Source organism: Kitasatospora sp. NPDC058406 (assembly GCF_042722765.1).
GTDB lineage: Bacteria > Actinomycetota > Actinomycetes > Streptomycetales > Streptomycetaceae > Kitasatospora.
Genome location: NZ_JBHXKE010000103.1, coordinates 1 through 11,655 on the forward strand (window position 1 = coordinate 1; position 11,655 = coordinate 11,655).

An 11,655-nucleotide genomic window follows, 5' to 3' on the forward strand; every position below is an offset into this window, starting at 1 on the left:
GGCCGGCCCCAGCCGCCGGGCCGCTACCCCAGGGGCAGCCGCCCGGCGCCCAGCCCCTGCGCGCTCTCGATCGCCATGTCCATGTACGCGAGGGCGTGCGCCCGCCGGACGAACGGGTTCGGGTAGAGCGAGCGGTGCCGACGGCCCTCGCGGACCCGCAGGCACTCGTCCACGATCCGGTGCCACCGGCCGTCGAAGGCCTCCCGGGCGTACTCACCCGCTCCGCGCTTCGACGTGATCCGCCCGGTCGCCAGCGTGTAGTGCAGCCGGCTCACCCCCAGCACGCCCCAGGCCGGCCCCTGCCCGCCGAGGCAGGCCAGCCCCGGTCTCGTGGTCAGCCGGGAGGCCCGCCGCCACCACGGGCGCCAGTACTCGCCCAGGTTCCCCGCCGTCCAGAGGGCCAGCTCCCCCGGGTCGGTGTCGATCATCAGCTCCTGGGCGCGCGGTCCGCAGAGCGTCACGCCGTGGTGCGCGAGCGTGTGCCAGAGCACCGGATTGCGGTCGGACCGCACCCGGTGACGGACCTTCCCCTCGAACGCGTGCGGACCCGGCGCGGCCTGCGAGGGCGCACCCGCCAGCTCGTCCCAGGTCAGGTAGGGCCCGTCGAAGAACGGTCGCGGGTACTTGGCCGCGAGCAGGGCGTGGGCCCGCTCCAACCCGGCGAGCTGGTCCACGCCGACCGGATCGGCGGACACCGCCACGAAGTCGATGTCGCTCCGCTCGGGGTGGAAGTCGTCCAGAGCGGTCGAGCCGGTCAGGTAGAGGCCCTCGACCAGCCCGGGTGCGGCTGCGTCGACCAGGGACAGATAGGCGTCAGCGATCTCGTGTACGAGTGGGTGCACAGTCACGGCCGCAAGCCTGCCATCCGGATGACCCTCCGTGTCCGTTCGTTTCCGCTTTGGGTCGGCGCGTGTTGATCGGACGTGCACCGTCTTCGCGCCACCCTCACCACCTTTCGCGCCAGCCTTCTCGCCACCCTCGCCACCCTCGCCACCCTGGGGTCGGCGGTGGCGGCTCCGGCACCGCCGACCCTCCTCGGCCAGGAGGTCCGCCGGCTCCCCGTCGAGGAGCGGGTCGTGGCGCTCACCTTCAACGCGGCCTGGGACGAGACCGGCCTCGCCGCCGTCCTGGCCACCCTGCGCGACCGGTCCGCACCCGCGACCTTCTTCCCCACCGGCCAGTACGCCGAGCAGCACCCGGGCGCCGTGCGCGCCGTCGCCGCGGCGGGCCACGGCCTCGGCAACCACTCCTACAGCCACCCGCACTTCACCGGCCTCCGGCCCGACCGGGCCCGCGCGGAGGTGCTGCGCGCCGACGCCGCGATCCGCGCCGCGGCGGGGGCCGAACCGCTGCCGTTCTTCCGATTCCCCTACAGCGAGACCACCCCGGAGGCGATCGCCGGGGTCAACGCCCTCGGCTTCGCCGACCTCGAATTCACCACCGACACCAACGGCTACCTCGGCGTGTCGGGTGGCATGACGATCAGCCGGGTGGTCGAGCGCGCCATGGCGGCTCTCACGCCGGGCGCTCTCCTCCAGCTCCACGTCGGCAGTGCGGAGGACGCGCCCGCCGCCGACCGCCGCTGCCTGGACGCCGAGGCCCTCCCCCTGATCATCGACGCGGTCCGCAGCCACGGGTACCGCATCCTGGACCTGCGCGAGCTGCTCGGCGACGGGTGAGCCCGCCACCGGGCCGTCCGGGCGCGGCGGCGCGGCGGTGCGGTGACCGGTGGTCAGGGAGCAGCGAGCGAGGTCCGCAGGGCGTCCACCCGGCCGACGGCCTCCGTGAAGGCGGCACGGTCGAGGCGGCCGTCGTCGAGGGCGGCGGCGAGGGCCTGGGCCGCCGCGTCGCCCTGGTGCACGTCGCGCGCCGAGCAGAGCAGGAGGTCCATCCCCGCCTCTGCGGCGGCGAGGGTCCGGGCGGCGGTGTCGCCGAAGGCGGCGAGCGCCCCGGCCTCCAGGGCATCGGTGACGGTGACGCCCTCGAAGCCGAGCCGGGCGCGCAGTTCCCCCTGGACGACGACGGACGAGAGACCGGCCGGGCGGCCGGGATCGAGGGCGGGGTAGACGGCCCAGGAGGTCATCACCAGATGGACGCCGGCGGCGATCGCCGCCCGGTACGGCGCCAGGCCGCGCTCCCGCAGGTCGACGAGCGAGACGGGCAGGGTGACAGGGCGCTCGTCGGTGTTCTCCTCACGGGCCGCGGCGCCCAGACCGGGGAAGTGCTTGGCGGTGGCCGCCACCCCGAGGGCCTGCTGCGCGGCGAGGTAGGCCGCCCCCAACTCGCCGACCACGGCGGGGTCCTGGCTGTAGGAGCGCTCGTGGTGGTCGATGAAGTTGTCGGGGGCGTCGTAGACGTCGAGGACGGGTGCGAGGTTGACGTTCAGGCCGGCGGCCGCGAGGGTCTGCGCCGCTCCGGTGCCCGACCGGGCGGCTTCGGCCGGCGGATCGGCGGCCAGTCCGGTCCGGCGGGCCGAGAGTTCGGGCGCACCGGGGAGCCGGCGGATCTTGCCGCCCTCCTGGTCGGTCATCAGCAGGAGCGGGGACCCGCCCGGGGCCTCGGCCGCCGCCTGGCTCAACTGCCGGACGGCGGCCTGGAGCTGGGCCGGGGAGGCGGCGTTCTCCTTGAACAGGATGACGCCGGCCGCCCGGCCCTCCCGGACGGTCTGGAGCAGGGCGGGCGGCGGGATCGGCCCGGGATAGGAGTAGACGACCCGCCGTCCGGCGAGCGTGCGGGAATCGGTGGTGCGCACTGGTGTGGTCCTCTCCGTGGAAACCGGCTCCACGGCGGCATCCGCCATGGGTGCCGCCCGCTCGGCGGCGGGGCTCGGCGGCGGGACGCTGCGGACCGGACCGGGCCGGACGGCCGGCACGACCGTGGACAGGGCGGTCAGCAGCAGAGCCAGGACCGTGACGCGGACCGTGCTGCGGGGCGTCGGCATCCGGCCTCCCTAGGTCAGGGGTTCGGCGATCTCGATGCGCTCGGCGGGGTCGGTGCGGTTGCCGGGCACGGAGTGACCACCGCGTACGGCGGATCGTGACGGCCGCACACGGCAGGTCGCCGGGCCGGGCCGGCCGCGCCCGGACGCTCGTCCTCGGCTGCGCGGCCGACCCGGTGCGACACCAGCAGCCTCCCCCCGGGAGCGGTCACTCCGCCTCCCGGAGCAGCCGTCCGAGGACGGCCACCCCCTCCTCGATCTCGCCGGGCGTGCCGGCCGCGTAGCCGAGGACGAGCCCCGGCGGGTGCGGCAGCCGGGCGTGCCAGGAGAGCGGCTGCAGCTTGACGCCGTGGGCGAGCGCCGCCGTGGCCAGTTCGGTGTCGGTGCAGGCGAGGCCGCCCGGGAAGGTGAGCAGCAGGTGCAGTCCGGCGGCGGCGCCGTGCACGACCGCGCCGGGGAGGTGGGCGCCGATGGCGGCGACCATCGCGTCGCGGCGGCGCCGGTGGCGGGGGCGCAGCAGCCGCAGGTGGCGCTCCAGCTCACCCGATTCCATCAGCCGGGCGAGGACGAGCTGCGGCAGCGCGGCGTTCCCGAGGTCGGCGAGGCGTTTGGCGTCGATCAGCCGGTCCCGGTAGCGGGCGGGCGCGAGCATCCAGCCGGTCCGCAGGGCGGGGGCGAGGAGCTTGGAGACACTGCCCAGGTAGAGGACCCGGTCGGGGAGGACGCCGTGGAGCGCCGGCACCGGCGGGCGGTCGTAGCGGTGCTCGGCGTCGTAGTCGTCCTCGATCACGAGCCCGCCGTCCGCGGCCCACTGGAGCAGCTCCCGCCGCCGGGCACCGCCGAGCACCACCCCCGTCGGGAACTGGTGGGCGGGTGTGAGCAGCACGGCGCGCGCCCCGGTGGCCCGCAGCGCGTCGACCCGGATGCCGTCGGCGTCGACCGGGACGGGCGGGGTGGCGGTGATCCGGTGGCGGAGGTGCTGGCGGGTGCCGAGCGAGCCCGGGTCCTCCACGGCGACGACGTCGAGACCGTCCGCACGGAGCACCTCGCCCACCAGCGCGAGCGCCTGGGCCGCGCCGGCGACGACGATGACGTCGTCGGGGTCGGCGTGGATGCCCCGGTTGCGGCCCAGCCAGCGGGCGACGGCGTGGCGGAGCGCGGGGGTGCCGCGCGGGTCGCCGTAGCCGAACTCGTCGGCGGCGAGGCCGGCGAGGACCGCCCGCTCGGCCCGGAGCCAGGCGGTGCGGGGGAACGCGGCGAGGTCGGGGACGCCCGGTGTGAGGTCGATCCGGGAGGGTGCGGCGCGCAGGCCGTCGAAGCTGGCGGGGACGGGCGCGCCGTCGAACAGGGTCGGGCGCTCGGGTTCGCGCTCCGGCGCCGACGGCGGTACCGGTACCGGCCCGGCCGGGGCGGCGGAGGCGAGCGGGGCGGCGGTGCCGGTCCGCGGGCGGGTCGACGCCCCCGCGCCCGCACGCGCGGGCGGGGCCAGCGGATCGACCACGACCGTGCCGCCCCTCCCCCGCCCCGCGACCCGGCCCTCCTCCGCGAGGCGCCGGTAGGCGTCCGTCACGACGCCCCGCGAGACCCGCAGGTCGGCCGCGAGCACGCGGGTGGCGGGCAGCCGGCTGCCGACCGGGAGCCGGCCGTCGGTGACGGCCCGGCGGAGCCGGTGGGCCAGCCAGTCGGCGAGTCCACCGGCCGGGGCCTCCCGCGGGTCGAGCTGGAGGAAGTCCGCACCGGCTTCTTTGGACCTGTCCATGGGCTGATCATTGGACCTGTTCACGGGTCCATTGTGCCGTGAGGGTGGGGGCATGACGACGACGAGCAGCACACCGGCGACCGCGACCACCCCGACCGACCGGACCGACCGGACCGACCGGACCGAGCCGATCGGCCCGACCACCGCCCGGCCGGACTCGACCGGCCGGCACGCCGACGGCACCGGCGCCGTCGACCCGGCCTACGTGCACGGCTACTCCCCCGCCGAGGCCCGGCGGCTCGGCGACCAGGCCGACTCCCTCGCCGAACTGCTCCACACCGGCACCGCTTACCCGCCGGGCAGCCGGGTGCTGGAGGCCGGGTGCGGCGTCGGGGCGCAGACGGTGCACCTGCTGGCCACCAGCCCGGACGCGCTTCTGACGGCCACCGACCTGTCGGCGGACTCGCTCGCCGAGGCACGCGCCCGCGTGGCGGCGGCGGCGCCCGGCGCGCACGTCACGTGGCACCACGGGGACCTGCACCACCTGCCGTTCGCGGACGGCAGCTTCGACCACCTCTTCGTCTGCTTCGTGCTGGAGCACCTCGCGGACCCGGCGGCGGCCCTGGCGGCGCTGCGCCGCGTCCTGCGTCCCGGCGGCACGGTCACGGTGATCGAGGGGGACCACGGCTCCGCCTTCTTCCACCCGCGCAGCGCGGCGGCCGACGCGGTCGTCGGCCACCTGGTCAGGCTCCAGGCGGACGCGGGCGGCGACGGCCTGCTCGGCCGGCAGCTCCATCCCCTGCTGACCGGCGCCGGTTTCCGGGACGTCTCGGTCGCCCCGCGCACCGTCTACGCGGACGGCGGCCGCCCGGAGCTGATGGAGGGGTTCACCCGGCGCACCTTCGTCGCCATGGTCGAGTCGGTGCGCGACGAGGCGGTCGCGGCCGGTCTGACCACGGGCGAGGCGTTCGACCGGGGCGCCGCCGACCTCCGCCGCACGGCCGAGCCGGGCGGGACGTTCCACTACACGTTCTTCAAGGCGGTGGCGGTCAACCCGTAGCCGGCGCGGCCGGCCCGGGGTGGGCCGCCCACAAGCCGGCTGCGCCGGGCGGTCCCGCTCCGGGTGGTCTCACCCGGGGCGGTCTCACTCCGGCGGTCCCACCCCGACCGGTCTCACTCCGGGTGGTCACCGAGGGCGGCGAGCAGGGTGCGCAGGGCGTCGATCAGCGCGGTGGTCTGCGTCGCGTCCAGCCCGGCGAGGATCCGGCGCTCGGTGGCGAGGTGGTCGGGGAGGGCGCGGTCGATCAGGGCGTGCCCCTCCTCGGTGAGCGCCACCTCGCGGCTGCGCCCGTCCGAACCGCTCGGGGTCCGGGTGACCAGCCCCCGGGCCTCCAGGCGGTCGAGGCGCTGGCTGATCGCGCCCGACGTGACCATCGCGCACTGCATCAGGCCGGTCGGGGTGAGGCGGTAGGGCGGGCCGCTGCGCCGGAGCGTCGCGAGGACGTCGAAGGAGGCGAAGTCCAGGCCGTGCAGGGCGAAGGTGCGCTTCAGCTCGGCGTCGATCAGCCGGGAGAGGCGGTTGAGGCGGCCGATCACCGCCATCGGCGAGACGTCGAGGTCGGGCCGCTCCGCGCCCCACTGCCCCACGACCCGGTCCACGTGGTCGGACTGCGCCGCACGGTCCGCGTGAGCGGTGCGCTGCGCGTGTTCTGGGTGTTCTGCGTGCTCTGCCACGATCCCCAGCCTAGGCGATTCCTTAGTGGTGAGATAGCTCACAGCCATCGAGCGCCTGCACCCCGCTCCAGATGCCTTAGCGCTGAGATATGTTTGCTTAGTGCTAAGGAATCGCCTCGCCATCGTGCTGATCACCGCCCTGGCCCCTGCCATCTGGGGCTCCACCTACCTCGTCACGACCGAACTCCTGCCGCCCGACCGCCCGCTCCTCGCCGGAGTGCTCCGGGCCCTGCCCGCCGGACTGCTCCTCCTGGCCCTCACCCGGAAGCTCCCGAAAGGCAGCTGGTGGTGGCGCTCCCTCGTCCTGGGCGCACTCAACATCGGCGCCTTCTTCGCCCTGCTCTTCGTCGCCGCCTACCGGCTGCCCGGCGGAGTCGCGGCCACCGTCGGCGCCGTCCAACCGCTGATCGCCGCCGGCCTGTCGGCCGTCCTGCTCGGCGACCGCATCTCGCTGCGCACCCTGCTCTCCGGCATCGCCGGCGTGGCGGGCGTCAGCCTGCTCGTGCTGCGGGCCGACGCCCGACTGGACGCCCTGGGCATCGCCGCCGCGCTCGGCGGCGCGGTGGTCATGGCCACCGGCGTCGTCCTCTCCAAGCGCTGGACCTCACCGGCCCCGCTGCTCGCCGTCACCGGCTGGCAGCTCACCGCAGGCGGACTCCTGCTGCTCCCGGTCACCCTGTTCGTCGAGGGCCCGCCGCCGTCCCACCTCACCGGCGCCAACCTGCTCGGCTACGGCTACCTGAGCCTGATCGGCGCGGCCGTCGCGTACGCGCTCTGGTTCCGCGGCATCCGCGCCCTGCCGCCGACCTCCGTCACCTTCCTCGGCCTGCTCAGCCCGGTCGTCGCCACCGCGCTCGGCTGGCTCGTCCTCGGCCAGGACCTCTCGCCCGTCCAGGCCCTCGGCGCGCTGATCGTGCTCGGCTCGCTGGTCGCCGCCCAGACCCAGCGGTCGGGCACCGCGCCGAAGGCCGCGGCGGAGGCACCGCCCGCCGGGGCCGCCGGGTCGCCGCCCGAGGCCGTGGACCGCGCGCCCGCCCGGACCCGGCACCGGACCGCCTGAACGCCGGACCGCCCCGGTTCCGTCACCGCCTCGTACCCTTCCCTCCCCTTCCCGGACCTTCCAGGAGAACTCCCATGCGCATCACCGTGTTCGGCGCGAACGGCAACGTCGGCAGCCGGGTCGTGACCGAGGCCCTCGCCCGCGGGCACCGGGTCACCGCCGTCCTGCGCGACCCCGCCCGCCCGCACCGGCTCCCACCGTCGGCCGTCATCGCCGGTGGCGACGCCCGCGACCCCGAGGACGTCCGCCGGCTCGCCGCCGACCAGGACGTGCTGATCACGGCCACCCGTCCGGCGCCCGGCCACGAGGACGAACTGGCCGTCGCCACCGAGGGCCTGCTCGCCGGCCTGACCGGAACCGGCGTGCGGCTGCTGGTCGTCGGCGGCGCCGGCAGCCTCGCCCTGCCCGGCGGCGACGGCAGGACCGTCGTCGACGACCCCGGCTTCCCCGCCGCCTGGCGTCCCATCGCCGACGCCTGCCGCGAACAGCTCGACCTGTACCGCGCCGACGCCGGGGTCGACTGGACGTACCTCAGCCCCGCCGCCCTCCTCGAACCCGGCGAGCGCACCGGCCGCTACCGACTGGGCCGGGACGAGCTCGTGGTCGACGCCGCCGGTACCTCGGCCATCTCGATGGAGGACCTCGCCGTCGCCCTGCTCGACGAGGCCGAGCACCCCGCCCACCTCCGCAGCAGGTTCACCGTGGCGTACTGAAGGCCGCCCCCGCCTCCGTCACCGCCGCCGGCGGCCCCGCCCCGACCCTCCCGAGCCGTCCGCTCGGCGTGGGCCGGGGCACGCGGCCGGGAAGGACGCGGCCCGGGACGGGGAGGGCTCAGCGCGGACCGGAGTGGTACTCCACCCCGAGCGGGCTGGCGACGAGGCACCGCGGCACGGCATCGGTCGCGGGGAGCACCGCGGTGACGCGGGCGTAGCCGGCCACCCGGGCAGCGGTGGAGACCTCGGGCCCGGTCAGGTCCAGCGAGCGCAGCAGGTCCCGCACACCGGGACCCGGCAGCGCGGCCGACCCGCCGGCCCCGGCGGACGCACCGTTCTCCAGGGCCAGTTCCAGCTCCAGGGCCCGGACCACCTCGCCGACCACGGTCCGGACGAAGGAGCCGCCCGAGGTCTCGGCCCCGGGGTGGTAGCCGAGCGAAGGTCCGTCGACGGCCGGCGGCGGGCCGCCGACCAGGTGGTGCGCGGAGCCGTGCAGCAGCAGCCGGCCGTCCGACTCGCGGTCGTACTCCGGGTCCTCGCCGGGCGCCGGATCGACGAACAGGACCAGGTCCTGGTGCGAGCCCCGGAGGGTGACCACCCGCAGCGGCGCCTCGTAGCGGACCCACCGGCCCGGCCGCAGCCCCGGAGCGGTGAACCAGTCGGCCTGCGCGGCCAGGTACTTCTCCACCTGCCTGAGCTTCCGCCGCCGGAGCCGCTCGGCGTCCGGCCCCCGTGCGGTGACCTCGACGCCGCCGAACGGCGTGGTCAGGCCGACCGCGCCGGGCACCGGAACCGGGGATCGGTCCGACCGGAACTGCGACAGCTTGGTCTCCGACAGGTAGACGAACTCGCGCACCCGACCCCTCCCCCGGGCCCACCGGCCCTCGTGACCCGTCCGGCCGACATCCGCCCATGCTGTCACCCCGGTACGCGCGGCGGTGGCCGCCGGAGGAATTCCGGCGGCCACCGAGGTCGGGCGGGGTGGGACGGGTCGGGCGGGTCGGGCGGGGACCCGCGGCCGGGCAGGGGGTCAGGGACGGTCGAGGGTGATGGAGTTGATCGGGGTGAGGTCGGCGTAGACGCCGGCCTGCGCGGCGATGTCGTAGCCGCACCCGGCACCGTTGTAGCCCGTGCACAGGTGGGAGTGCGCGCCGCCGGACTGGTTGTTGAGCACCCAGTGCCATCCGGTCTGGTTGCGGAGGTTGTGGGCGCCGTAGCTGTAGAAGACGTCGGTCGGCGGGGTGCTCGTGCTGGCACCCTCCCCGTAGATGCAGACGGCCCCGTACGGACAGCCGTCCCACGAACCGTCGGCGGCCTGGGCACCGGAGCTGCCCATGGCCGTGGCGGCGGCGGCCGCGAGAGCGAGCGCGGCGACGGCGTGCAGGATCTTGCGCATGGTGGATCTCCCTCTGGTGCGGCCGGTACGGCCTGTCCGGCCGGTGCCCGGCCAGTGCTCAGCAGCGTAGGAAGGGCCCGGCGGCAGCGGTCCCTGACGGATGACAGGGTGGCCCCGGCGGGGGCCCCGCAGGCGGCACGGGTCAGCGCTGCGCGGCGAAGGTGTCGCAGCGGGCCGGGTCGCCGGTGCGGTAGCCGGTGGTGAACCAGGCCCTGCGCTGGTCGGCGGAGCCGTGGGTCCAGGTGTCCGGGTCGATCCGGCCGGTCGCCTGCTGCTGGATCCGGTCGTCACCGACGGCCGCCGCCGCGTCCAGCCCCTGTGCGATGTCCTGGTCGGTCAGCGTGCTGATCAGCGGCCGTCCGGTGGACGCCTGCGGTGTGGTGGTGGCGTGGTGGGCCCAGACGCCGGCGTAGCAGTCGGCCTGGAGTTCGAGCTTGACGGAGCCGCTGTTCTGCCCCTGCCGGTCCCGGCCGACCTTCTGCATCGTCCCGGTGAGGTTCTGGATGTGGTGGCCGTACTCGTGGGCCACCACGTACGCCTCGGCGAACGGGCCGCCGCGGGCGCCGAAACGGGTGGAGAGGTCGGAGAAGAACCCGAGGTCGAAGTAGGCGCGGAGGTCCGCGGGGCAGTAGAACGGGCCGACGGCGGAACTCGCCGCGCCGCAGGCGGTGGAGACCCGGTCGGTGAACAGGACCGTCTCGGCCGGACGGTAGGCGGACCCGAGGCGGGGCAGTTCGCCGCCCCAGTACTCCTGGAGGCTGTTGGTCACGGCGACGATCCGGCAGTCCTGCCGGCGGTTGGCGTCGGCACCGGTCCGGCAGACCTGCTGCACCTCGCCGGCCGTCGTGGCCCGCGCGGCCCCGCCGCTCCCCTCCGTGCCGTCCGAGAGACCGAGGACGCTCGGGTCGACACCGAACAGCACGGCGATCAGGACGGCGATCAGACCGGCCGCGCCGCCCCCGACGGCGACCTTCCCGCCGGGGATGCCGCGCCGGTCGCTCACCTGCGAAGTGTCGAGGTCCCCCTGGTCGTCGAACTGCATGCCTGCCCGTCCCTCGTGGTGGGTGCGGCGCCTTCGGCGCCGGGCGGCCGGGCCCGGCCGCCCGGCCACGCTAGCCGTTCACCCCGGCCCCACCACGGAAGGACGCGCAGGTCAGGGCCGGTTTCCGGGCCTACGGGGCGGCCCCCCGGGCCCGGGCCTCGCCGGGCTCCTCCGTCAGCCGGGTCGCGCCGGCCGGCGGGTCGGGCCACCGCGTGCCGTCGAGCGCCTCCGGCGAGCCGTGCGCCGCCCGGTCCATGCGATCCCCGCTCCCCGAACGGTCGGTGTCCCGATGCCCGCGCGTGCCCTCCCGCGTACGGCCCCGTCCGCAGCACCCGCCTCCTGGACGATCACGCTCGGCCCTGCGGTTCCGCCGCACGCGACGGGCCGCCGTCCACGGGCCGGAGGTCGTCCGGGGAGTACGGTGGCGGGCATGATCACTCACCTCGTCCCCACCTGGCGGGTGGCCGGGAGTCGCGGCGTGGAGACCGCGTGGGTCGGGCTCGGCGAGGGCGAGCTGCACGCCCGCGGCCGTGTCGTCGGCACGGTACCGGCGCCGTACTGGCTGAGCTACGAGCTGGAGGCCGGCCCCGCCTGGATCACCCGGCGGCTCCGGGTGCGTGCCGAATCGGCAGACGGTGAGCGGGAGTTGGACCTGCGGCAGGAGGGCGGGCGGTGGACGGTGAACGGCGTGCACCGTCCGGAGCTGAACGGGGCGCTCGACTGCGACCTCAGCCTCTCCCCGCTCACCGCCACCATGCCGGTGCTCCGTCACCGGCTGCACCGGAGACCGGGTGAGCAGGACTTCCTGATGGCCCGGGTCCGGGTGCCCGGACTGACGGTGCACCCCTCCCCCCAGACCTACACCCACCTGCTCCCGGCCGGGGAGGGCACGGAGGCCGGCGCCGGGGAGGCCGTGACCGTCCGGTACCGGTGCGGGGACCACACCGGTGACCTGCTGTTGGACGGGCACGGCCTGGTCCTCGACCACCCCGGGCTGGCCCGCCGCCTGCCCTGAACCGCCGGCGCCCTCCGTGGCCCCCGGCCCCCGGCCGGGCCCGCCCTGCGGGGCGGGC

The 11,655-nt window shown here is 76.1% G+C and carries 13 protein-coding genes; 5 read left to right on the forward strand and 8 right to left on the reverse strand.

Translation table 11 applies throughout. The features are described from left to right. Positions 1-23: 23 nt before the first annotated feature. A complete protein-coding gene (locus ACFWOG_RS21090; protein ID WP_329951872.1) occupies positions 24-848 on the reverse strand; it encodes an aminoglycoside adenylyltransferase domain-containing protein in 825 nt (274 codons plus the stop codon). Positions 849-923: 75 nt separating this feature from the next. On the opposite strand from ACFWOG_RS21090, the gene ACFWOG_RS21095 reads away from it, so the two are divergent. After that, complete coding sequence (locus ACFWOG_RS21095) at positions 924-1,679, forward strand: polysaccharide deacetylase family protein (protein ID WP_355408260.1); 756 nt, start codon at positions 924-926, stop codon at positions 1,677-1,679. A gap of 53 nt (positions 1,680-1,732) precedes the next feature. Here the strand turns inward: ACFWOG_RS21095 and ACFWOG_RS21100 are convergent, their stop codons facing one another. Both ACFWOG_RS21100 and ACFWOG_RS21105 read right to left on the reverse strand, forming a co-directional pair. Continuing rightward, positions 1,733-2,941 (reverse strand): glycoside hydrolase family 3 N-terminal domain-containing protein, encoded by a 1,209-nt coding sequence (locus tag ACFWOG_RS21100; protein WP_380360201.1) that lies wholly within the window; start codon positions 2,939-2,941, stop codon positions 1,733-1,735. 205 nt (positions 2,942-3,146) lie between these two features. Continuing rightward, positions 3,147-4,697 carry a PLP-dependent aminotransferase family protein gene (locus tag ACFWOG_RS21105; RefSeq protein WP_380360203.1) on the reverse strand — a complete coding sequence of 517 codons (1,551 nt, stop codon included), beginning with the start codon at positions 4,695-4,697 and terminating at the stop codon, positions 3,147-3,149. A 52-nt stretch (positions 4,698-4,749) separates the two neighbouring features. On the opposite strand from ACFWOG_RS21105, the gene ACFWOG_RS21110 reads away from it, so the two are divergent. Further along, positions 4,750-5,697: a methyltransferase domain-containing protein gene (locus ACFWOG_RS21110; RefSeq protein WP_380360205.1), complete on the forward strand. Its 948-nt coding sequence runs from the start codon at positions 4,750-4,752 to the stop codon at positions 5,695-5,697. A 113-nt stretch (positions 5,698-5,810) separates the two neighbouring features. Here the strand turns inward: ACFWOG_RS21110 and ACFWOG_RS21115 are convergent, their stop codons facing one another. Further along, entirely contained in the window at positions 5,811-6,371 is a 561-nt protein-coding gene (locus ACFWOG_RS21115) for a MarR family transcriptional regulator (protein ID WP_329881279.1), read from the reverse strand. A gap of 100 nt (positions 6,372-6,471) precedes the next feature. Here ACFWOG_RS21115 and ACFWOG_RS21120 point away from each other — a divergent pair, with 100 nt between their 5' ends. Further along, positions 6,472-7,431, forward strand: coding sequence for an EamA family transporter (locus tag ACFWOG_RS21120; protein ID WP_380360207.1), 960 nt, complete (start codon positions 6,472-6,474; stop codon positions 7,429-7,431). 74 nt (positions 7,432-7,505) lie between these two features. Next, positions 7,506-8,144, forward strand: a complete 639-nt coding sequence (locus ACFWOG_RS21125) for an NAD(P)H-binding protein (protein WP_329951879.1) — start codon at positions 7,506-7,508, stop codon at positions 8,142-8,144. Between the two features lie 118 nt (positions 8,145-8,262). Here ACFWOG_RS21125 and ACFWOG_RS21130 read toward each other — a convergent pair whose 3' ends face one another. From ACFWOG_RS21130 to ACFWOG_RS21145, 4 genes are all read right to left on the reverse strand, one after another. Then, positions 8,263-9,000 carry an SAVMC3_10250 family protein gene (locus ACFWOG_RS21130; RefSeq protein ID WP_380360209.1) on the reverse strand — a complete coding sequence of 246 codons (738 nt, stop codon included), beginning with the start codon at positions 8,998-9,000 and terminating at the stop codon, positions 8,263-8,265. Positions 9,001-9,174: 174 nt separating this feature from the next. Next, complete coding sequence (locus tag ACFWOG_RS21135) at positions 9,175-9,540, reverse strand: hypothetical protein (protein WP_329881283.1); 366 nt, start codon at positions 9,538-9,540, stop codon at positions 9,175-9,177. A 142-nt stretch (positions 9,541-9,682) separates the two neighbouring features. Continuing rightward, on the reverse strand, positions 9,683-10,582 hold the full coding sequence (locus ACFWOG_RS21140; RefSeq protein ID WP_329881284.1) for a neutral zinc metallopeptidase: 900 nt from the start codon (positions 10,580-10,582) through the stop codon (positions 9,683-9,685). Between the two features lie 130 nt (positions 10,583-10,712). After that, a complete protein-coding gene (locus tag ACFWOG_RS21145; RefSeq protein WP_380360212.1) occupies positions 10,713-10,838 on the reverse strand; it encodes a hypothetical protein in 126 nt (41 codons plus the stop codon). 174 nt (positions 10,839-11,012) lie between these two features. Between ACFWOG_RS21145 and ACFWOG_RS21150 the strand changes: the two genes are divergently transcribed. After that, a complete protein-coding gene (locus ACFWOG_RS21150) occupies positions 11,013-11,597 on the forward strand; it encodes a putative glycolipid-binding domain-containing protein (protein WP_380360214.1) in 585 nt (194 codons plus the stop codon). The last annotated feature ends 58 nt before the right edge of the window (positions 11,598-11,655 follow it).

Bases quoted from the DNA above. Each gene is read 5' to 3' on its own strand.
- ACFWOG_RS21140 (WP_329881284.1), bottom strand. From the start codon at position 10,582: ATGCAGTTCGACGACCAGGGGGACCTCGACACTTCGCAGGTGAGCGAC.
- ACFWOG_RS21150 (WP_380360214.1), top strand. From the start codon at position 11,013: ATGATCACTCACCTCGTCCCCACCTGGCGGGTGGCCGGGAGTCGCGGC.
- ACFWOG_RS21135 (WP_329881283.1), bottom strand. From the start codon at position 9,540: ATGCGCAAGATCCTGCACGCCGTCGCCGCGCTCGCTCTCGCGGCCGCC.
- ACFWOG_RS21145 (WP_380360212.1), bottom strand. From the start codon at position 10,838: ATGGACCGGGCGGCGCACGGCTCGCCGGAGGCGCTCGACGGCACGCGG.
- ACFWOG_RS21100 (WP_380360201.1), bottom strand. From the start codon at position 2,941: ATGCCGACGCCCCGCAGCACGGTCCGCGTCACGGTCCTGGCTCTGCTG.
- ACFWOG_RS21105 (WP_380360203.1), bottom strand. From the start codon at position 4,697: ATGGACAGGTCCAAAGAAGCCGGTGCGGACTTCCTCCAGCTCGACCCG.
- ACFWOG_RS21125 (WP_329951879.1), top strand. From the start codon at position 7,506: ATGCGCATCACCGTGTTCGGCGCGAACGGCAACGTCGGCAGCCGGGTC.
- ACFWOG_RS21110 (WP_380360205.1), top strand. From the start codon at position 4,750: ATGACGACGACGAGCAGCACACCGGCGACCGCGACCACCCCGACCGAC.